Here is a 21,321-nt window from a genome sequence, read left to right as displayed (position 1 = left end):
GCCGGGCCGGCACTCATCGGTTGGCGAAGTACATCGTCACTTCAAAGCCGATACGCAGGTCGGTGTACGCGGGTTTAGTCCACATGGGTCTTTCCTCTTCTTGTACCGGGCGATTCCGGCAGGTTCATTAATACACGGGGCGATCAGGGCCCGAATGCTACTTTCGAAGCGATGGCTGGGGTGCGTTGGTACTACAGGAGCCACTCGGTGAATGCCCAGGGGTCAGAAGAACCCCAACGGATTCACGTCATAGCTCACCAGCAAATTCTTGGTCTGCTGGTAATGGTCGAGCATCATCTTGTGGGTCTCGCGACCGACGCCGGACTTCTTGTACCCACCGAACGCAGCGTGGGCCGGGTACAGGTGGTAGCAGTTGGTCCACACGCGACCGGCCTTGATCGCCCGGCCCATGCGGTAGGCGCGGTTGATGTCGCGGGTCCAGAGGCCGGCACCGAGGCCGAACTCGGTGTCGTTGGCGATCGCCAGGGCTTCGGCTTCGTCCTTGAAGGTGGTCACGCCCACCACCGGGCCAAAGATTTCTTCCTGGAACACGCGCATCTTGTTGTGGCCCTTGAGCAGGGTTGGCTGGATGTAATAGCCGCTCGACAGATCCCCTTCAAGGCGCTCCGCCGCGCCACCGGTGAGCAACTCGGCGCCCTCTTCCCGGGCGATGTCCAGGTACGAAAGAATCTTGTCGTACTGCTGCTGGGACGCCTGGGCGCCAACCATGGTCTCGGTGTCCAGTGGGTTGCCGCGCTTGATCTTGGCGATCTTCTTCATGACTTCGGCCATGAACGGCGCGTAGATCGATTCCTGGACCAGGGCACGGGATGGGCAGGTGCAGACTTCGCCCTGGTTGAAAAACGCGAGCACCAGGCCCTCGGCGGCCTTCTCGATGAATGCCGGCTCGGCCTGCATGATGTCTTCGAAGAAGATGTTCGGCGACTTGCCGCCCAGTTCCACGGTGGACGGGATGATGTTCTCGGCGGCGCATTTCATGATGTGCGAGCCCACCGGGGTCGAGCCGGTGAAGGCGATCTTGGCGATGCGCTTGCTGGTGGCCAGCGCTTCACCGGCCTCGCGGCCAAAGCCGTGGACGATGTTCAACACGCCGGCTGGCAGCAGGTCGGCGATCAGCTCGATGAATACCGTGATCGACAGCGGCGTCTGTTCCGCCGGCTTGAGCACGATGCAGTTGCCGGCGGCCAGGGCCGGGGCGAGTTTCCAGGCGGCCATCAGCAGCGGGAAGTTCCAGGGGATGATCTGCCCGACCACGCCCAGCGGCTCATGGAAATGATAGGCCGTTGTCAACTCGTTGATCTCGGCAGCCCCGCCCTCTTGCGCGCGAATGCAGCCGGCAAAGTAACGGAAATGGTCGGCTGACAGCGGTACGTCGGCGTTCAGGGTTTCACGCACGGCCTTGCCGTTGTCCCAGGTCTCGCTGACCGCGAGGATTTCCAGGTTCTGCTCGATGCGGTCGGCGATTTTCAGCAACACCAGGGAACGGTCCTGCACCGAAGTCTTGCCCCACGCATCGGCGGCGGCATGGGCCGCGTCCAGGGCCTTGTCGATGTCGGCGGCGCTGGAGCGCGGGAATTCGCCGATGACTTCGCCATTGACCGGCGACGTGTTGGTGAAGTACTCGCCGTTGACCGGCGCGACGAACTCGCCGCCAATGAAATTGCCATAGCGCGGTTTAAAGGAAACGACGGCGCCTGGGGTTCCGGGTTGTGCGTAGATCATGATGGGCCTCTGCCTGGTCGATGCCTGTCGCGGGACAGGCGATAGGCCGATGGTAGAGAGCCCCGTGCGGTGGACGAATGCGTCATTGGCAGGGGCTCTCTCGTTATTTGGTCGTAGATTTCAAGCGACAGGAGCAAGTTCAAGGCCAGCGCAGGCCCTTGTGGCGAGGGAGCTTGCTCCCGCTGGAGTGCGCAGCACTCCCCGCTTTTGGCGACTGCTTCGCAGCCGAGCGGGAGCAAGCTCCCTCGCCACGGTTTTCGACAAGCTTTTAGCGCTTGGCCACCAGCTCTTTCGGCAACTTGAAGGTCCACAGCATGCCGCCCTGGTTGAAGTCCTTCACGCGCTTGGCCACCTCGCCGCCCCACAGCGGCACCGCGCCGCCCCAGCCGGAAACCACCGAGACGTACTGCTCGCCGTCCATTTCCCAGGTGATCGGCGAGCCGAGCACGCCGGAGCCTGTCTGGAATTCCCAGACCTTTTCCCCGGTCTTGGCGTTGAATGCCTGCAGGAACCCTTCAGGTGTACCGGTGAATACCAGGTTGCCCTTGGTGGTCAGGACCCCGCCCCACAGCGGCGCGAAGTTCTTGTGGCGCCAGACCTCCTTGCCGGTCTTGGGGTCGATGGCCCGCAGCACGCCGATGTAGTCCTCGTTCAGCGGCTTGATGGTGAACCCGGCCCCGAGGAATGCCGCGCCCTTCTTGTAGGCGATGCCTTCGTTCCAGATGTCCATGCCCCATTCGTTGGACGGCACGTAGAACAGGCCGGTGTCCTGGTTGTAGGCCATCGGCATCCAGTTTTTCGCACCGAGGAATGCCGGGGCGACGAATACCGAGCTGCCCTTGGCTTCGCTGCCCGGCGCACCCGGACGGCTGGAGTCGACGTAGATTGGCCGCCCGTCCTTGTCCAGGCCGCTGGCCCAAGTGATCTTGTCGACGAATGGGAAGCCGCGGATGAACTTGCCGTTGGTACGGTCGAGCACGTAGAAGAAGCCGTTACGGTCGGCGGTCGCTGCGGCCTTGATGTCCTTGCCGCCTTCCTTGTAGTTGAACGAGATCAGCTCGTTGACACCGTCATAGTCCCAGCCGTCGTGGGGTGTGCTCTGGAAGTGCCACTTGATCGTGCCGTCGTCCGGGTTCAGGGCCAGGCGCGAGGACGAATAGAGGTTGTCGCCAGGACGCAGGTGGGAGTTCCACGGGGCCGGGTTGCCGGTGCCGAACAGCAGCAGGTTGGTTTCCGGGTCGTAGTAGCCGCCCAGCCAAGGCGCCGCGCCGCCGGTTTTCCAGAGGTCACCCGGCCAGGTCTTGCCGGCTTCGCCGCCGGAAATGCCGTTCTCCACCGCCTTGCCGTCCTTGTAGACGTAGCCCATGTGGCCTTCCACGGTCGGCCGGGTCCACAGCAACGCGCCATTTTTTGGATCGAACGCGCTGATCTGGCCGACCACGCCGAACTCCCCCCCGGCCACCCCGGTAATGAGCTTGCCATTCACGACCATGGGCGCGGCACTGATGGAGTAGCCTTCCTTGTGGTCGGCGACTTTCTTGCTCCACACCACTTTGCCGGTGTCCTTGTTCAACGCCACCAGCTTGGCGTCGAGGGTGCCGAAGAACACCAGGTCGCCATACAAGGCCACGCCCCGGTTGATCACGTCGCAGCAAGGACGGATGTCATCGGGTAGTCGTGCATCGTACTGCCAGAGTTTCTTGCCGGTGCGTGCGTCCACCGCGAACACTCGCGAATAGGACCCTGTGAGGTACATCACCCCGTCCTTGATCATCGGCTGGGCCTGCTGGCCGCGCTGCTTCTCACCGCCGAAGGAAAACGCCCAGACCGGTCGCAGGTCCTTGACGTTATCGACATTGAGGGCATCGAGCGGGCTGTAGCGCTGGCCCTGGACACCTAGGCCGTTGGTGACGATCTGTTGCGGGTTCTTCGGGTCCTGGAGAATTTCCTGATCGGTCACGGCGGCCAAGGCCGAACCGGACAGCAGCATGGCACTGAGCAGCAGGTTCACGGCGAAGGGCTGGCGACGTGCGGGATGAATCATGGCGGCTACCTCTGCGGTTATTGTTATACCCGGGAAATTTTCCCGGTCTGCCACAGATTCTTGGGCCAGGGGCCGCCGCCAACAATTGCCCGCTGTGTTGAGTTTTCTAGTTCCTTGGTACATGTGGAAGTAAGCGAATCCCCCCGTGGCGAGGCAGATGTGTTCAGTCAGGATCGTGGGTGTCCACCCGCTTCATCCCCGCCCGCTCATAACGCGGATAGAGATGACTGACACTGCGAATCAACTCATACCGGCTCAAGCTGATCCCGGCGAAGCGCTCGGGGATGGGGCTGCGGATCATCTCGGCCATGTCGTCGCCGCGGGCGGCGCCGTCGCGCATCAGTTGGTCGAGCCAGCCAAGGTAGTCGTGCATTTGCGAAAACGGCCGGGCGTCGGTCGCCACCGGGCCGTGGCCGGGGACGATTTGCTTCCAGGGCAGCGCCTGGAGGGTGTCCAAGTCCTTGAGCCAGACCTCAAGGCCGGGGCTGTTCGGGGTCGTCAGGGCGCGCTCATAAAATACCAGGTCGCCGGCAAACAGCACGCCGGTGGTTTCGTCCAGGATCGCCAGGTCCGCCCCGGTATGGCCGGCCAACGCCAGCAGGCGCATCGAATGGTCGCCCACCTTCAGCGTCCCGGGGTTCAGCGCCTGGGTCGGCAGCACCACCTCGGTGCCGCGCATCCAATCGCCTACCAACCGGTACATGTTTTCCGCCAGCGCATCGCCCTGCTGTCGCAGCAGGTCGACGGTGCCGGGCAACGCCCCAATGGGCACGTCGCTGAAGGCCTGGTTGCCCAATACGTGATCGGGATGATGATGGGTCAGCAGCACCTGGATCACCGGTTTGTCGGTGGTCGCCGCGATGGCCTGGCGCAGCGCTTCGCCATAACGCTTCGACGGCCCGGTGTCGATGACTACCACACCGGCGTCGGTAACGATGAACGCCGTGTTGACGATATTGCCACCGTTGGCCTTGGCGAAATTTTCCGTGCTGCCTTCCAGCAACCAGGTGCCCTCGGCGATCTGCCGCGGCTTGAGGGAGTAATCGGTGGCGGACCACGCCGGCAGGCACAGCCCAAGACAGATCAGCAGCAACCAGCGCATGGCGCGCTCCTTGTGGTCAGGGTATGGCCGCGTCGAACTGGTTGCCGCTGTTGTCACGCAGCACCAGGCGGGTCTGGCCCGAGCCTCGGATGTCGAAGCCCAGGTTGGGGTTTTCGCTCACCGCCGGAAATAGCTCCAGGCGCGCCAGCAGCTTGCCGTCGGCGTCGAACAGTTGCGCCTGGTTGATGAAGAATTCAGGGATGCCGCTCACCAGGCCGTTGTCCATGGGATGGGCGATCTGCAAGCGCAGGCGATTCGAATCCCCACGCGGGTAACGCCCGCCCAACACCTCGCCCAGGTGCTCCTCCCAACCCGCTTGGGTACGCACCACGCTGGGCGCGGTGCAACCGCCACCTGCCGCGTCGATCACGGTCGAGCCAACGTGCCACAGGCCGTCGCGAGTCTGCACGGCGGCGCGCAACGGCGTGGCCTGTTCGATACGAATACGGATCGACAACCACGGCAGCACCCGCTCCGAAGGCTGGAAATCGACAATCCTGGGCAGCGGGTTGAGTTCGGCCCAGGCCAGTATCCGCACGACATCGCCGGCGAACGCCCGGGCATCGATTTCCAGCGGCACCTGGCGCGCGTCTTCGGCGAAGGGTGGCGCCAACAGACGCACCCGCTCGTCGAACACGAACGGCGCGTCCGCCAGCAACTGTTTGTGGTAAAAGGCCCACATTACCGACGGCACCGGGTCCTTTCCCGGCTCGACGGCACTCGCCATCAACGGCAGGCACCCCAACAGCAGGCCAAACGCTCGCCAGTTCATCCCGCGCTCCTATTGGTACATTTCGGGTACTTCGTAGCGCAGGCCATAGCGGGCATACAGCGCCTTGAGGCTGCCATCGCGTATCAAGCCCTCCAGCGCCTCTTCCACGGCATAGGCCAACTGACGGTTGCTCTCATGCACCGCCATGCCAATGTCCCAGCGTTGCTTGCCCATGTTCGGGTAGGCGTTCTCAGCGAGGGCCCATTGCGGATCCGCCGCTTCATGGACCTGCCAATCGACCTCCCCGCGCATCGCCATGACAGCGTCGACTGCCCCAGCCTGCATCGCCCCGAAGGCCTTGGCGACGGAGGGGTAGTGGCGAGTCTTGGCACTGAGCATGCCGTTGAACACCGAGGTCAGGTAGAACGACGGCACGCTGTCGACTTCGACGCCGATCGGGTGTTGCTGGAACACCGCGACACTGCCCACCGAATCCAGTCGGCGGCGGTCATACGCCACCTGCCAGCACTCCTGCTGATACGGCCCGAACATCACGACCTGGGCATTTTCCAGCTCACCGATGTCGTTGCGCCGTTGCACATAGTCGTGGTCGTACGGAACGCGCATCATCAGGTCGGCCAGTTGCCCGTCGTGCAGCGGACTGCTGCGCCAGATGTAGTCGCGCAGGTCATCGTCGAGCTTTTCACCGGGTGGTGCCCACATCAATTTCAGCCGCACGCCCATGGCCTTGGCCAGCGCCTGCGCCAATTCCACATCGACGCCCCGGGGCTCGCCCTGGTCTTCGAAACTGTACGGGGCGAAATCCTTGTAGACCGCCACCTTCAATTCGCCGTCGGCGATCATCTGGTCGTAACTGCGGACCTGCGCCTGCGCCGCCTGGCCACAAAGCAGCAGGCTACACATCACCCACGCGAACAGGCGCATGGCAATCACTCCTCGACGTGTACGCTGTCCAGATAGGTCCGCACCGCCCAAAGCGCTTCCTGGCTCAGGTAATCGGCCATTTTCGGCATATACACGCGGCCGTCGCGCACCGCGCCGTGGCGCACGCGTTCAACGAACCATTCGTCACCGGCTTCGGCGGCGTCGAGCATGCGCAGGTCCGGGGCGATCCCGCCGGACTTGGCTTCCAGGCCATGGCAGGCCGCGCAGTTCTGGTTATAGGCCGAGGCGCCGATTTCCACGGCTTTGTCCCGCTCAGGAGAATTGCGATAGGGGTTCTGTGCGGCCCAGCCATCGGCATCCAATGGCAGGTTGGTGTCCTTGATCGGGGTCAGTCCCTTGGTTTCCACTGCCTGGGGCACCACGTTGCCATGGGCCCACGCGGAGCCTGCGCCGGTCAGCCCCATCAGCAATGCGGTAGCGATGATGGCGTTGCGTTTTGTTGTCATTGTTATGCCCTCGAAATTGCACGCAAGACCTCTTCGCAGAGGCCGTGCCGTCATCTTAGGAACCGCTTGCCACCAGCCGAATGCTGCTTTGGTGGCCGGGGTCTAGTTCCTTGGTAGCAGGCCATCCGACGCAAGTCGCAAAGACAGGCGGTTTGGGAAGTCTTCCCGGCAAGGGCGGGACTTTTTCCGTATCGGTCGTGGGTGATGAGACCGACCCTAGTCAGGCCAAAACCTCACTGGGAAATCCCACCATGACAATAAAAACGCTCCCTGCCCTCTCCTCCCTGACCGTTGCCTTGCTGCTGGCCGGCAGCCTGTCCCTGGGCCCGCAGGCCAACGCTGCCGTTAGCTGGGAAGACATTGCCAACGACCACCTGACCACCAAGGACGTGCTGCAATACGGCATGGGCACGAACGCCCAGCGCTGGAGCCCGCTGGCCCAGGTCAACGACAAAAACGTGTTCAAACTGACCCCGGCCTGGTCCTATTCATTCGGCGACGAAAAACAGCGCGGCCAGGAGTCCCAGGCCATCGTCAGCGACGGCGTGGTCTACGTCACCGGCTCGTATTCGCGGGTGTTCGCCCTCGACGCCAAGACCGGCAAGCGCTTGTGGACCTACAACCACCGGCTGCCGGACAACATTCGCCCGTGCTGCGACGTGGTCAATCGCGGCGCGGCCATCTACGGCGACAAGATCTATTTCGGCACGCTCGACGCCCGGGTTGTCGCCCTGGACAAGAACACCGGCAAAGTGGTGTGGAACAAGAAGTTCGGTGACCACGCCGGCGGCTACACCATGACCGGCGCCCCGGTGCTGATCAAGGACAAGACCAGCGGCAGAGTCCTGCTGATCCACGGCAGTTCCGGCGACGAGTTCGGTGTCGTCGGGCAGTTGTTCGCCCGTGACCCGGACACCGGCGAGGAAGTCTGGATGCGCCCGTTCGTCGAAGGCCACATGGGCCGTCTAAATGGCAAGGACAGCACGCCGACCGGCGACGTCAAGGCGCCCTCATGGCCTGACGACAAGACCACCGAGACCGGCAAGGTCGAGGCCTGGAGCCACGGCGGCGGCGCGCCTTGGCAGAGCGCCAGCTTCGACCCGGAGACCAACACCATCATCGTCGGCGCGGGTAACCCGGGCCCCTGGAACACCTGGGCGCGCACGGCCAAGGACGGCAATCCCCATGACTACGACAGCCTCTATACCTCGGGCCAGGTGGGCGTCAATCCAAGCACGGGTGAAGTGAAATGGTTCTACCAGCACACGCCCAACGATGCCTGGGACTTCTCCGGCAACAACGAACTGGTGCTGTTCGACTACAAGGACAAGGACGGCAAAGTCGTCAAGGCTACCGCCCACGCCGACCGCAACGGCTTCTTCTACGTGGTGGACCGCAACAACGGCAAGCTGCAGAACGCCTTTCCCTTCGTCGATAACATCACCTGGGCCAGCCACATCGACTTGAAGACCGGCCGCCCGGTGGAAAACCCGGGCCAGCGTCCGGCCAAGCCTCTGCCCGGTGAAACCAAGGGCAAACCGGTGGAAGTCTCGCCGCCGTTCCTCGGTGGCAAGAACTGGAACCCCATGGCCTACAGCCAGGACACCGGGCTTTTCTACGTACCGGGCAACCAGTGGAAAGAGGAATACTGGACCGAGGAAGTCAGTTACAAGAAAGGCTCGGCCTACCTGGGCATGGGCTTCCGCATCAAGCGTATGTATGACGATCACGTCGGCAGTTTGCGGGCGATGAACCCCACCACCGGCAAAGTGGTGTGGGAGCACAAGGAACCACTGCCATTGTGGGCCGGCGTGCTGGCAACCAAGGGCAACCTGGTGTTCACCGGCACCGGTGACGGCTTCTTCAAGGCCTTCGATGCGAAAACCGGCAAGGAGCTGTGGAAGTTCCAGACCGGCAGCGGCATCGTCTCCCCGCCGGTTACGTGGGAGCAGGACGGCGAGCAGTACATCGGCGTGACCGTCGGCTATGGCGGCGCCGTGCCGTTGTGGGGCGGCGACATGGCCGAACTGACCAAGCCGGTGGCCCAGGGCGGGTCGTTCTGGGTGTTCAAGATCCCGAGTTGGGATAAGGCGACGGCGCAGAAATAACCCCTGACTTGTACCCCATCCCCAGTTGGAGCGGGCTTGCTCGTGAAAGCGGTGGTTCAGTTGATAGGGATTCTGACTGTGCCGACGTCTTCGTCGGATCGCCGCCCGGAGCAAGCCCGCTCCAACACTTGCCTGAGTTCATGCCATGAAGTCACTGCCATTGCTATTTCTGTTCATCGGCGCCGTTGCCCATGCCGACGACACTGATATCCCGCTGACAATCAACGGCTGCACCATCGCCGAATCCAGCCAATGCCCCGGCGCCAACCTGCGCGGCGCACAACTGGCCAACCAGGACCTGCGCAAGATGAACCTCGCCGGCGCGGATCTGCGCGATGCCGACCTGCGCCACGCGCGACTGGACCTGGCCAATCTGGAAAAAGCCCAGCTACAGGGCGCCAACCTGAGTCGCGCCAGCCTGCAACAAAGCAACCTGCGCCTGGCGGACTTCAGCGGTGCCACGCTGAAGGCGATCCAGGGCTGGGGCCTGTTTGCCCAGGGTGCGCAATTTCAGCGCGCTGATTTGACAGCGGCCTATCTCCAGTTCGCCCGCTTGTCCGGCGCCCGTCTGCACGACGCCAACCTTCAAGCCGCCGACCTGGAAATGGCTTGGCTGAGCAAGGCCGACCTCAAGGGCGCCGATTTGCGCGATGCCAACCTGCAAGAGGTCAAGTTGGGTGAAAGCAATCTGGAACAGGCCAACCTGACGGGTTCGCGCCAGCATTACGGGAATTTCCAGGATGCGAATATGCAGGGGTGTGTCGGGTGCCCAACGTCTTGGGAGCGCTGAACACATTACCCGTGGCGAGGGGATAAATCCCCCTCACCGCAATTTATCTTCATCGCCTGGTTTCACCCCGCCACCCGCACCACCCCCATATCAATTCCCAAATGCACCAACTCGGCGTGGGAACTGACCTGCAATTTGCTCTTGAGCAACGTCAGGTGGTTGGACACGGTCTTGGCGCTGATGCACAGCTGTTCGGCAATGGTCCGCGCGGGGGTGCCCTTGGCGAGCATGACGAAGATTTCCAACTCCCGCTGGGTCATTGATTGCAGGCGCGGATCGCTGTCGTGGCGGTTGGTTGCGCAGGCCAACTGAGTGGCCAGGGCCTGCTCGATGTAGGCGTGGCCGGCCAGCACCCGCCGCACCGCCTCCACCAATACCTGCGGTGCCGAGTTCTTGGTCAGATAGCCCGCCGCGCCCGCCTCCAGCGCCTGGCGCACCAACGGCAATTCGTCGTGCATGCTGAAGAACAGCACCCGCAGTTGCGGCAAGCGTTGGCGCAGGCGCCGGGTGGTTTCCAGCCCGCTGATGCCCGGCAGGCCGAAGTCCATGATCACCAGGTTTGGCAGTTGCTCCTGCACCTGGCTCAATGCCTCTTCGCCCGAAGCGGCTTCGCGAACCTGCAGCTCCGGCATCAGTGCCCGCAACAGGCTGGCGTAGCCTTGCCGGACCACGGCGTGGTCATCCACCAACAAAATGTTCATGACGCCTCCAGGGGAATGTTCAAGTCCAGCGCCCAACCCGCGCCGGGCCGGCTCATGACCCGCAGCTCACCGCCGAGGCTGCGAGCCCGTTCGGCCATCGAATGCAAGCCCACGCCGGGCCGGGCGGGCTGCTTGGCACCGCGTCCGTTATCGCGCACCCATAGCCGCAGGCGACCGGCGCGGTGCTGCATGCGGATCCGCACCTGGCTGGCGTCGGCATGCCGGGCGATGTTGGTCAGCGCTTCCTGCAACAGGCGGTACAGGTGGGCTTTGTCCGACCCGGCCAATGGCGGTATCGCGCCATCGACCCGCAACTGGCAGGCGATGCCGTGGCTGTCCTGCCATTGCCGGGCCAACAACTCGATGGCCTCGCCCAACGGCAAATGCTGGAGCACGACGGGGTACAAGTCGTTGACCAAGGCGCGAAAGCCTTGCTGCAAATGGTCACAGTGTTCTTCCAACTCGCTGGCGGTCTGCTCCAGCGCCGGCGGCTGATGGATTACCAGCCGCAGCAGACAGGCCCGCGCTCGAATGCCCGCCACATATTGGCCCAGATCGTCGTGCAAGGTTTGCGCAAGGGATCTGCGTTCCTGCTCTTGTACCGCCAGCAACGCCTGGGTCAGCCGGGCATTGTCCGCCCGGGTCTGGGCCAGGGCGGCAGTCATCCGATTGAAATGCTCCGCCAGTTGCTGGGCTTCCGAAAGGCCTTCGGTCCGCAGATTCACGTGCAGGTCGCCCGCGGACACCTGGTGCAGCGCCCGCAGCAAATCGTCCAGCAAGCGCATGCCCCGGCGCACCGCCCAACGAATTGCCAGCAGGCTGAGCAGCCAGGCCATCGCGCAAACACCGAGCAGTTGCACCAGGGAATCGAGGATTTCATCCACTTCATCCCCGGGGTCAACGGCGATCCAGGCTCGACGACCGTCCTGCAATTCAACGACCTGGGCGACAGGACCGTCGTGCAAGAGTCGACGCCCCAGCCAGGCGTTCAAGCCGGGCTCCTGGGCCGGCGAATGCTCTGCGGCGGCCAACCAACGCACCCGCACGTGACGCAGGCTGCCGGTGAGCCGCGATTGAAGGCTGGCCGGATCGCGCTGGGCGGTCTCGCGCAGGTAATGCACCACCGACTCGGCCGATTGCAGTTCGCGTGTCACATCGGCCGTGGCCTGGTGCAGCAGCAGCGTTGCACAGGCCAGGGTGACCAGGGCAAAGAACGCTGAGACCCAGAGGTTGATTCGCCAGAAGGCTGACATGGTCAGTGCTCCAACCTACGAAGCACGCCGGCCCCCTGTGGGAGCGCGCCTGCTCGCGAAAACGGCGGCACGTCCAATATCAAGGCCGGCTGAACCACTGCTTTCGCGAGCAGGCGCGTCCCCACAGGGGACACTTTGGGTCGATCCACTCCAATCAAGCTCAGGATCAGCAATAACGGCAACAGCAGCGTCTTGAAAATCCGCATGACCTGTTCGCTCCCTGATCAATGACGATTGGAAGCATCCTAAAACCCCGGCGCCCGGACCGAGCTACTACCTTGGTACTGCCCCGGCGGTACTTTCTGCATATTTCCCCAGGGCCGGGGCCTTCCTATGCTGGCGCTACCTGCAATGGAGGACGTCATGCGCCGGCTTGTCAGTTACGCCCTGGTTTACCTGTTGGCCGCGGCAACCGCCCAGGCAGGCGATACCGTGCCATTGCAAGTGCGCATCGGCTACCTCGGTTACCGTCCCGATCCAGGCCCGCTGTTGTCCAATGTCATCGCCGAGCCCACCGACGCCGGGCTACGCGGGGCCGAGCTGGCGATCATCGACAGCAACAGCACCGGACGCTTTCTCAAGCACGACTACCGCCTCGACAGCGCCACCGTCGACAGCCCCGAAGCGCTGCTCCAGGCCGCCCGCGCCCAGCATGAGCAAGGTCTGCGCCTGTTCGTGGTGAATGCGCCTGCCGCCAGCCTTCGCCAGCTCAGCGCCGCCCTCCCCGACAGCCTGTTGTTCAACGCCGGCAGCCCCGACGACAACCTGCGCACCAGCGACTGCCTGGGCAACGTGCTGCACACGCTGCCCGACCGCGCGACCCTCGCCGATGCCTTGGTCCAATTCAGTGTCGTGCGCAAATGGCAGCGGGCCTTGCTGATCGTCGGCCAGACACCGGAAGACCAGGCCTACGCCGCCGCGTTGCGCCGGGCGATGAAACGCTTCGGCATGAAGATCGTTGCCGAAAAACCCTGGCAGTTCGACAACGACCAGCGCCGCAGCGCCCAGGCCGACATGCCGCTCTTCACCCAGACCGCCGAATACGACGTGGTGCTGGTGGCCGATGAGCGCGGCGACTTCGGCGAATACGTGCCCTACCAGACCTGGTTTCCGCGCCCGGTCGCGGGCACCCAGGGGCTGACGCCCACCGGTTGGCACAAGACCGTCGAGACCTACGGTGCAGCGCAGTTGCAAAAGCGCTTCGAAGCCTTGGCTGGCCGCTGGATGAACGACCGCGACTTTGCCGCCTGGATCGCTGTGCGCAGCATCGCCGCCGCCGTCAGCAAACTGCGCCAGGACGACCCGTTCGCCATCCGCCAACTGGCCCTCGGCGACCAGTTGCCATTGGACGGATTCAAGGGTCGCAAGCTCAGCTATCGCCCCTGGAATGGCCAGTTGCGCCAGCCGATTCCCCTGGTCCAGCCGCGGGCACTGGTCAGCACCTCGCCCCAGGACGGCTTCCTGCACCCCTCCAACGAAATGGACAGCCTGGGCTTCGACCGACCCGAAGTGAGCTGTCGCTACCCCTGATCGATAACAACAATAAGGAAAACGCCATGCGCCGCCCCCTGCTAAACCCGGCTCTGCTGTGCCAAGCCCTCGCCCTGGGCGCCTCGCTGCTCCTTGCCGGTCCCGCTGCTGCCAGCATCGCCTGGGTCTCCAACGAAAAAGACAACAGCCTCAGCCTGATCGACCTGCAGAGCCTGGAAGTCATCGATACCTTGGCGGTAGGCCAACGTCCCCGGGGCCTGTTGCTGTCCCATGACAATCGGCTGCTGTACATCTGCGCCAGCGATTCGGACCGCGTCCAGGTGATGGACGTCGCCACCCGCAAAATCGTCAAGGAGTTGCCTTCCGGCAAGGACCCGGAGCAATTCGCCCTGCATCCCAATGATCGCTGGCTCTACGTGTCCAACGAGGACGATGCCTTGGTCACGGTAATCGACACCCAGACCTCCGAAGTACTCGGCCAGATCGGCGTCGGCGTCGAGCCCGAAGGCATGGCGGTCAGCCCCGATGGCAAGTGGGCGGTCAATACCAGTGAAACCACCAACATGCTGCACTGGATCGACACCAGTACCCAGACATTGGCGGACAACACCCTGGTGGACCAACGGCCACGCTTCGTCGAGTTCAATCGCGACGGCACGCAGCTCTGGGCCTCGGCGGAAATCGGCGGGACGTTGACGATTCTCGACGTCGCCACCCGCCAAGTCTTGAAGACGCTGACGTTTAAGATCAAGGGCGTGCACCCGGACAAAGTCCAGCCGGTGGGGATCAAGCTCAGCGCCGACGGCAAGCTCGCGTTTGTTGCCCTGGGCCCGGCCAACCATGTGGCGGTCATCGATGCCAGGACCTTCGAAGTGCTGGATTACCTGCTGGTGGGCCGGCGCGTCTGGCAACTGGCGTTCACCCCGGACCAGAAACAATTGCTGGCGACCAATGGCGTGAGCGGCGATGTCTCGGTGATCGACGTGCAGAGCCGCAAGGTGCTGAAGTCAGTGAAGGTGGGACGTTATCCGTGGGGCGTGGTGGTGACGCCATGAACGCCTTGGAGGTCAGCGACCTGAGCTTCGCCTACGGTGCCCGGGAAGCTTTGCGCCAGATCAACTTCAGCGTACCCGCCGGACACTTCGCCGCACTCCTCGGTCCGAACGGCGCTGGCAAGTCGACGCTGATCGCCCTGCTAACGCGCCTGTACGACGTGCAGCGCGGCGAGATCCACGTCGGCGGCCAGTCGCTGCGCGCGTCACCGCGCCAGGCCTTGCGCCAGTTGGGCGTGGTGTTCCAGCAAAGCACCCTCGACCTTGACCTCAGCATTGAGCAGAACCTGCGTTATCACCTTGCCCTGCATGGCATGTCACGGCGCCAGGGCAGCGCGCGGATCGACGCCGAGCTGGCCCGCCAACAGTTGACGCAAAGGCGCCACGAGCCGGTGCGCAACCTCAATGGCGGGCACCGGCGCCGGGTCGAAATCGCCCGAGCGCTGCTCCATGAACCGCGCCTGTTGCTGCTGGACGAGCCGAGCGTCGGCCTCGATCCGGCCAGCCGCCAGGCCCTGGGACAGCACATCCGGCAGCTGTGCCGGGAACAGGGCATCAGCGTGTTCTGGACCACTCATCTGCTCGATGAAGTGCAGCCCAGCGATGACTTGCTGATCGTGCATCAGGGGCGACTGGTCGCCAGCGGTCGCGCAGAAGACGTCAGCCTGGAGCACGGCGGCAACCTCGGCTCGGCCTTCCATCGTCTGACCGCCTCGGGAGCCGCCGCATGAGCGCGTATTGGCATTGTTTCAGCGGCATCGTGATGCGCGAATGGCTACGCTTCGTCTTGCAGCGCACGCGGTTGCTCAGCGCCCTGGTCCGACCGCTCCTGTGGCTGCTGGTGTTCGCCGCCGGGTTCCGGGCGGCGCTGGGCATCGCCATCATCGCGCCCTACGACACCTACATCCCCTACGAGGTGTACATCGTGCCGGGGCTGGCCTGCATGATCCTGTTGTTCAACGGCATGCAGGGCTCGCTGTCGATGGTCTACGACCGGGAAATGGGCAGCATGCGCGTGCTCCTGACCAGCCCCCTGCCCCGTGCCTTCCTGCTGGCGAGCAAATTGCTTGCGACCTCGCTGATCTCGCTGTTGCAGGTCTACGCCTTTCTCGCCATCGCCTGGCTCTACGGCGTCCAGCCGCCGGCCATGGGCCTGCTGCTGGCATTGCCGGCCCTGCTGTTGGTGGCGTTGATGCTCAGCGCCCTGGGCCTGTTGTTGTCCAATGCGATCCGGCAGTTGGAAAATTTCGCCGGGGTGATGAATTTCGTCATCTTTCCGATGTTTTTCCTGTCTTCGGCACTGTACCCGCTGTGGAAAATGCTCGAAGCCAGCCCCTGGTTGTATTGGCTGTGCGCGGTGAACCCGTTCACCCAAGGCGTGGAGCTGGTGCGGTTCGCGCTGTATGGACAGCTCAACGCGCTGGCGATGGCCGTGTGCGTAGGGTTGACGCTGGTGTTCGCGCTGCTGGCAGTGTGGACGTTCAATCCACAGCATGCGGCGTTGCGCAAGGCCAATTGAGCAGCCCACACACACGGTCCCACAGGTGATCGGTGTGATCGCTGACGCAAATTACTACTTTAGTACCGGTTTTCCTGTCTATGGTCGCATTCACAAGACTTCCACCCTGGCATGTAATGGGCGCATAACAAAAAGGATAAATCCCATGCCCCGTTTGCTGGCGATCGTCATGCTGGGCCTGTCGCTGAATGTCGCGCAGGCCGACACTACGCTGTTTTCTGCGCAGGGCTATCGCATTACCCAATACCGCAGCCCGACACCCGCCTGCGCCGAAGGCGCGCAAACCCTCGACACCGAAGCCCTGCAGCGCTTGCTCGGGCAGAAACCCGCCCCGGTGTTGATCGACGTCTACCGGCGCCCCTGGGTCCAGGGCCGTTTCATCGACACCGAGCCCCACGCCAACCTTCCCGGCAGCCTGTGGCTGGCCAATACGGGCGATGGCGAGCTCGAACCGAGCTGGCAGGATTACTTCACCTTTCACCTGCGCAAGGCCACCGCCGGACGCCTGGATCAACCATTGGTCTTTTACTGCCGCTCCGATTGCTGGTTGAGCTGGAACGCGGTAAAACGCGCCGCGTCCATGGGCTATAAAGAGGTGTATTGGTACCGCGACGGCCTCGATGCCTGGGAGGCGGCCAACCTGCCCCTGCAAGCCGCCCGCCCCGAACCTTTTCCCTGATGCAGCGACTTGCGTGCAACTGCCCCAATACGACAATAACGAGGTGAATGGCCATGTATAAAATCCTGATAGCCGACGATCACCCACTGTTTCGCGAAGCCATCCACAACGTCATCAGCGACGGTTTCGCCGGTAGCGAAGTGATGGAAACCGCCGACCTGGACAGTGCCCTCGCACTGACCCGCGAACACGACGACCTGGACCTGATCCTGCTGGACCTGAACATGCCCGGCATGCACGGCCTCAATGGCTTGATCAACCTGCGCAACGAAGCGCCGACCATCCCGGTGGTGATCGTTTCCGCCGAACAGGACAAGCAAATCGTCCTGCAGGCCATCACCTATGGCGCGGTGGGCTTCATCACCAAGTCGTCGCCGCGCTCGCAAATGACCGACGCCATCGAGCAGATCCTCAATGGCAACGTGTACCTGCCGCCGGACATCATCCGCACCCAGAAAAGCCCGACGGGCCGGCGCCTGAACGAAACCCCGGCGTTCCCGCCCGAACTGCTCCAGGCCCTGACCCGCAAGCAACTGCTGGTGCTCGAACGCATGACCAAGGGCGAATCGAACAAGCAGATCGCCTACACGCTGGACATCGCCGAAACCACGGTCAAGGCCCACGTCTCGGCAATCCTGCGCAAGCTCAACGTGCACAACCGGGTGCAGGCGATTCTCAGTGCCGGAGATATCGATTTCGGGGCGTACTTGCGGCGTTGAACGGCTGGACGCTACGGGGACAGGGTGAACACCCCTGTGGCGAGGAAGCTTGCTCCCTCGCCACGAAAAGCGGCTCGACTCAACCGCTGGTTGCTTGGCCCAACAGATGACTCATCGCAATCTTGAGCTTCATCGGCCGCACCGGCTTGTGCATCAGCGTATGCCCACGTTCGCGGATCTGCTGCTTGAGCTCGTTGCTGTAGTTGGCGGTGATCATCAGCGCCGGGATCGGTGAAGGGCGGCAGGCGTTGATCCGCGCCACGGCATCCACACCGTTCTGGTCGTGATCCAGATGATAATCGGCGATCAGCAGATCGGCGTCGGCGCGGTAGCCGTCCACCTGCCGCGCCAGGTCCTGCTCCGACAGCGCCGTCACGACCCGGCAGCCCCAACCTTCCAGCAAAGTGCGCATGCCGGCGCAGATCGCCGCGTCGTTATCCAACACCCAGACCCTTGCCCCGCGCAGGCGTTCGAGCATCGGCTCGCTCATCTCCAGGCAAGGCAATGGCTTGGGCGCGGTAGCGCTGAGAGGGACTTCGACGGCGAACACCGAGCCCCTGCCCGGCCATGAACGAACCTGGATCCGGTGCCCAAGGATCCCGGCGATTTTCTCGACAATCGCCAAACCCAGGCCCAGGCCACGGTCCTGATCCGGGCGTTGCACGTCACCGCGCTTGAACTCCTGGAAAATCTCTTCCAGGCGATCCTGGGCGATGCCGATGCCGGAATCCCAGACTTCAATCGACACACGACTGCCGCGGCGACGGCATCCCAACACCACCCGGCCCTTCGGCGTATAGCGGATCGCGTTGCTCAGCAAGTTGCGCAGGATCCGCGCCAACAATTGGATATCGCTGCGCACCAGCACCGAGCAAGGCACAAATCGCAACTCGAGGCCTTCGCTGCGCGCCACTTGGCAATATTCGGCCGCCAGGTTATCGAGCAGCTCACTCAAGGCGAACGGCGCGACATCGGCCTTGATCACGCCGGCATCGAGCTTGGAAATGTCCACCAACGTGCCTAACAGATTTTCCACGTCCTGCAGCGAGTTGCTTACGTTGCGCACCAGTTGCGCGTTCGCCACCGGCTCGCGGCGTTCGAGCAAGGCACTGGTGAACAGCCGCGCCGCGTTCAACGGTTGCAGCAGGTCATGGCTGACCGCCGCGAGAAATTTGGTTTTCGACAGGTTAGCGCGTTCGGCCTCGCGCTTGGCTTCGCGCAAGCGCAACTCCACCCGGCTGCGCTCGTCGATCTCACGCAGCAACTGATCGTTGAGGGTGGTCAGTTCGGCGGTGCGCTCCTGCACCCGATGTTCCAGGTTCTGATAGGCCTGGTGGAGCGCCTCGGCGGTGCGACGGCGTTCGGTGATGTCGCGGATAAGCACGAAGATCCCCACCACTTCGCCGTTGGCCAAGCGGTTCGGCACATAGGAGCGCAACATGTAGCGCTCCTGGTTGTTGATGTTGGTCTCGGCGAACTCGAACGTCACGCTCTCGCCCGCCAACGCCCGTGCCACGTACGCTTCCAGGCGCTGATAATGCTGTTCGCTGTGGGCTTCGCGCAGGCTCTGGCCGAGCATCACGCCGCGTGGCCAGCAATACCACTGCTCGTAGACCTTGTTGGTGAACTCGTAGACCAGATCGGCATTGAGGTAGGCGATCAGCGCCGGCACATGGTCGGTGATCAGCCGAATCCAGCGCTCGCTCTCGCTCAACGCCTCGGCGTGCTGGTAGCGCTCGGTGATGTCCGTGAAAGTGTTGACGTAGCCGCCGGTAGGCAGCGGATGGGTGCGGATCTCCAGCACCCGGCCATCGCTGAGGCGCTGCTCGCATTCCTGGATCAGCCGGCCATTGCCATCGCGACTGGCCGGCGTCAGCAGTTGCAACTCGCTGTCGGCGATCACCTCGTTGAACGGCCGATGGGCCGCCACCGGCGCCAGTCCGCTGAGTTCCAGGAAGCGCCGGTTCCACAGCTCGAGCACACCCTGGGCGTTGACCATCGCCACGCCCTGGGACAGGTTGTCCACGGCGCGCTGCAACAGATGGGATTTCTGCGCGACAGCTTGCTCGCGGCGCACGGTTTCACTGAGTTTGACGTCGGTGATGTCGGTGAACAGGATCACCCGCCCGCCTTCCTGGGTCGGCCGCTCGCTGACCTGCAGCCAACGCCCGTTCTGCAAGCGATACAGCACCGGCTCGTCAGGCTGGCCGCGGGTTTCTTCGCTGAACAAACCGTTGGTGGTCATCAGGCGCTTGACCTCGGCAAGACGCATCCCCGCGATGATCCGCACCCGACTGTGGGCCCAGAACGCCTTGAAACGGCTGTTGAACAAGACGATCCGTTGTTGTTCGTCAAACAGCACGAATGCATCGGAAATGCTCTCGATCGCATCGATCAAGTGCCGATGGGCCGTCTCCGCCCGCAGCCGCGCTTCCCCCAGCAAATGGTTGCCGGCCTTGAGTTCGGCCATGGCCTGGTTCAACGCATCGGTACGCTCACGCACCTGCTCGGCCAGCACCACCGAATGCTGGAAGGCTGCGTACGGGTCGTTGCCACGAGTCACGCCGGATTCCACCCGCTCGATCAGCGCGTCGTTGATGCGCCGCAGCTTGTGGTTTTCGTGTTGCAAGGCGGCGAGCTGCGCCTGCAGCTCAGCGATGGCCGGGGACGCGATGGCGGGCAATGGCAACTCCGGTGAACGTCTGGTTGATGTGCATGCCATTGAACTGTTCTCCATAGGTGTTGAACCCCATCACCCGATGCTCCCGCAGGAACTGGCCAATCTGTTCCAGGCCATCGCGATCCTCCAGCTCCAGGCGCCGCAGGAAACAGTCGCAGCCGAGGGTCAGCAGCAAATCCCCGAGGCGGGCCTGCAACCCGTCGAACAGGTTTTGCAGGTTGTGCAGCAACGGCCCCGGGCTCATGGCGGTGAGGACGATGCCGTTCTCGACCGCGCAATAGAAACTCAGGCTCAGGTCCGAGTGGACCTGCTGAATGGCGCGCACGTAGTACTGGTCGTTGATCCGCACCGCCAGTGGATGGGCGGCGAAGACCCGGTAATCCAGCGCGCTCACCGGCACGCCGATGTGTCGCGCGTATTCCTCGGCGGCAGGCTCGGCGTTGAGCTCGTAGACCCGCCGCGAGGCGCTGTCGGCGCCGGTGACCACCAGTTTTTCTTGCCGGGGCAAGATGTGATGGGTGGTGAACACCTCGAATTCCAACCAGGTGTTGATCAGCACCACCACGGCAGCGCCGCTGTGGAACTGGCCTTCGAAGTAGACGTGGGTATGGGTCAGGTAGTTGTCATCTCCGGCCGAGCCGCCGAAATGCGGGATGTCGCCCAGTGCCGCGCTCAACGCCGCCAGCACCATTTCCTCGCGGCTGGACAAGCCATCGAGCAGGGTCAAGGCAAAACTGTGGCCCTTGATCGGCGCCAAGGCGTTGCTGCGACAGCCGCTCGCCAGGCGCTCGACCATCTGCTGGGCATCGATCAGGCAGAAGTGCTCCATCTCGCCGATCAGCTCGGCAGCGATGGAAAAATGCCGGTGATCGAACCCCACCGCTGTCACGCAATTGCGGCCATAGCCTTGCGGGGTGATTTCCCCGGCGCTGGTGCAGCCCACCAGGCGAATCCCGCCGAAGCTCTGGGACAGCGCCTTGGCCAGGCCAGGCAAATCGTATTCGGCGGAGCAGAAAAACAGCACGAACCCCAGGTACGGGTGCAACAACTGTCGCGCCAGTTCCTGGGCCACTTGCTCGACATCTGTTGCCTGGGACATGGCGCTGACCACACCCTCGCTCTGGGCCTGCTGCATCTGCGCCTCCGACGGTGCGTGATAGAGGCTTGAGTGTACGAATCCGCGTCGGGCCCACGAATGCTACTTGGGTAGCGGGTGGACGCTTCCATGGGATGAGAACCGTGGCGCCCCCCGCCGCGATGCGCACGGTTGGGGCCGCCACGAAAAAACCCAGGATTTGCTCCGGACCGCCGTTGGG

Annotated in this window: 19 protein-coding genes; 8 read left to right on the top strand and 11 right to left on the bottom strand. The window is 63.3% G+C overall.

All coding sequences use genetic code 11. The features are described from left to right. Window positions 1-13 precede the first annotated feature (13 nt). The 7 genes from pqqA to pedF form a co-directional block, all read right to left on the bottom strand. Window positions 14-85, bottom strand: coding sequence for a pyrroloquinoline quinone precursor peptide PqqA (gene pqqA / locus JZ00_RS29875; RefSeq protein WP_003243383.1), 72 nt, complete (start codon window positions 83-85; stop codon window positions 14-16). Window positions 86-222: 137 nt separating this feature from the next. Further along, entirely contained in the window at window positions 223-1,743 is a 1,521-nt protein-coding gene (exaC, locus tag JZ00_RS03315) for an acetaldehyde dehydrogenase ExaC (protein WP_030138944.1), read from the bottom strand. A gap of 268 nt (window positions 1,744-2,011) precedes the next feature. Beyond that, complete coding sequence (locus JZ00_RS03310; protein ID WP_039588341.1) at window positions 2,012-3,787, bottom strand: PQQ-dependent methanol/ethanol family dehydrogenase; 1,776 nt, start codon at window positions 3,785-3,787, stop codon at window positions 2,012-2,014. Window positions 3,788-3,950: 163 nt separating this feature from the next. Next, the gene (locus tag JZ00_RS03305; RefSeq protein ID WP_039588340.1) at window positions 3,951-4,889 is read right to left on the bottom strand and encodes a quinoprotein relay system zinc metallohydrolase 1; all 939 of its coding nucleotides are present in this window, start codon (window positions 4,887-4,889) and stop codon (window positions 3,951-3,953) included. 16 nt (window positions 4,890-4,905) lie between these two features. Beyond that, window positions 4,906-5,661: a quinoprotein dehydrogenase-associated SoxYZ-like carrier gene (locus tag JZ00_RS03300; protein WP_039588339.1), complete on the bottom strand. Its 756-nt coding sequence runs from the start codon at window positions 5,659-5,661 to the stop codon at window positions 4,906-4,908. 9 nt (window positions 5,662-5,670) lie between these two features. Continuing rightward, on the bottom strand, window positions 5,671-6,546 hold the full coding sequence (locus tag JZ00_RS03295; protein ID WP_039588338.1) for a substrate-binding periplasmic protein: 876 nt from the start codon (window positions 6,544-6,546) through the stop codon (window positions 5,671-5,673). Between the two features lie 5 nt (window positions 6,547-6,551). Beyond that, a complete protein-coding gene (gene pedF / locus JZ00_RS03290; protein ID WP_039588337.1) occupies window positions 6,552-7,013 on the bottom strand; it encodes a cytochrome c-550 PedF in 462 nt (153 codons plus the stop codon). Window positions 7,014-7,264: 251 nt separating this feature from the next. Between pedF and exaA the strand changes: the two genes are divergently transcribed. Both exaA and JZ00_RS03280 read left to right on the top strand, forming a co-directional pair. Further along, window positions 7,265-9,121, top strand: coding sequence for a quinoprotein ethanol dehydrogenase (exaA, locus tag JZ00_RS03285; protein WP_039588335.1), 1,857 nt, complete (start codon window positions 7,265-7,267; stop codon window positions 9,119-9,121). Between the two features lie 145 nt (window positions 9,122-9,266). Further along, window positions 9,267-9,911: a pentapeptide repeat-containing protein gene (locus JZ00_RS03280; RefSeq protein WP_039588334.1), complete on the top strand. Its 645-nt coding sequence runs from the start codon at window positions 9,267-9,269 to the stop codon at window positions 9,909-9,911. A gap of 62 nt (window positions 9,912-9,973) precedes the next feature. On the opposite strand, the gene JZ00_RS03275 is transcribed toward JZ00_RS03280, so the two are convergent. Beyond that, on the bottom strand, window positions 9,974-10,612 hold the full coding sequence (locus JZ00_RS03275; RefSeq protein ID WP_039588333.1) for a response regulator: 639 nt from the start codon (window positions 10,610-10,612) through the stop codon (window positions 9,974-9,976). Beyond that, the gene (locus tag JZ00_RS03270) at window positions 10,609-11,865 is read right to left on the bottom strand and encodes a HAMP domain-containing sensor histidine kinase (RefSeq protein WP_039588331.1); all 1,257 of its coding nucleotides are present in this window, start codon (window positions 11,863-11,865) and stop codon (window positions 10,609-10,611) included. Before JZ00_RS03270 ends, JZ00_RS03275 begins: the two co-directional genes overlap by 4 nt. A 363-nt stretch (window positions 11,866-12,228) precedes the next feature. Between JZ00_RS03270 and JZ00_RS03260 the strand changes: the two genes are divergently transcribed. From JZ00_RS03260 to JZ00_RS03235, 6 genes are all read left to right on the top strand, one after another. Beyond that, window positions 12,229-13,395 (top strand): ABC transporter substrate-binding protein, encoded by a 1,167-nt coding sequence (locus tag JZ00_RS03260; protein WP_039588328.1) that lies wholly within the window; start codon window positions 12,229-12,231, stop codon window positions 13,393-13,395. A 26-nt stretch (window positions 13,396-13,421) separates the two neighbouring features. Continuing rightward, on the top strand, window positions 13,422-14,411 hold the full coding sequence (locus tag JZ00_RS03255; RefSeq protein ID WP_039588327.1) for a YVTN family beta-propeller repeat protein: 990 nt from the start codon (window positions 13,422-13,424) through the stop codon (window positions 14,409-14,411). Beyond that, window positions 14,408-15,139: an ABC transporter ATP-binding protein gene (locus tag JZ00_RS03250; RefSeq protein WP_039588325.1), complete on the top strand. Its 732-nt coding sequence runs from the start codon at window positions 14,408-14,410 to the stop codon at window positions 15,137-15,139. Before JZ00_RS03255 ends, JZ00_RS03250 begins: the two co-directional genes overlap by 4 nt. Continuing rightward, window positions 15,136-15,927 carry an ABC transporter permease gene (locus tag JZ00_RS03245; protein ID WP_039588324.1) on the top strand — a complete coding sequence of 264 codons (792 nt, stop codon included), beginning with the start codon at window positions 15,136-15,138 and terminating at the stop codon, window positions 15,925-15,927. The genes JZ00_RS03250 and JZ00_RS03245 overlap by 4 nt, the downstream gene beginning before the upstream one ends. 145 nt (window positions 15,928-16,072) lie before the next feature. Further along, entirely contained in the window at window positions 16,073-16,606 is a 534-nt protein-coding gene (locus tag JZ00_RS03240; RefSeq protein ID WP_039588323.1) for a PQQ-dependent catabolism-associated CXXCW motif protein, read from the top strand. Between the two features lie 53 nt (window positions 16,607-16,659). Next, a complete protein-coding gene (locus JZ00_RS03235; protein WP_039588789.1) occupies window positions 16,660-17,325 on the top strand; it encodes a response regulator transcription factor in 666 nt (221 codons plus the stop codon). A gap of 79 nt (window positions 17,326-17,404) precedes the next feature. Here the strand turns inward: JZ00_RS03235 and nahK are convergent, their stop codons facing one another. Both nahK and nosP read right to left on the bottom strand, forming a co-directional pair. Continuing rightward, window positions 17,405-20,047: a hybrid sensor histidine kinase/response regulator NahK/ErcS' gene (gene nahK, locus JZ00_RS03230; protein WP_082112028.1), complete on the bottom strand. Its 2,643-nt coding sequence runs from the start codon at window positions 20,045-20,047 to the stop codon at window positions 17,405-17,407. Continuing rightward, window positions 19,977-21,140 (bottom strand): nitric oxide-sensing protein NosP, encoded by a 1,164-nt coding sequence (gene nosP / locus JZ00_RS03225; RefSeq protein WP_039588321.1) that lies wholly within the window; start codon window positions 21,138-21,140, stop codon window positions 19,977-19,979. The genes nahK and nosP overlap by 71 nt, the downstream gene beginning before the upstream one ends. Window positions 21,141-21,321 lie beyond the last annotated feature (181 nt).

It is taken from the genome of Pseudomonas frederiksbergensis (assembly GCF_000802155.2).
In the GTDB taxonomy this organism is placed as follows: domain Bacteria; phylum Pseudomonadota; class Gammaproteobacteria; order Pseudomonadales; family Pseudomonadaceae; genus Aquipseudomonas; species Aquipseudomonas frederiksbergensis_A.
This window is presented reverse-complemented; position numbering and strand designations above follow the sequence as displayed.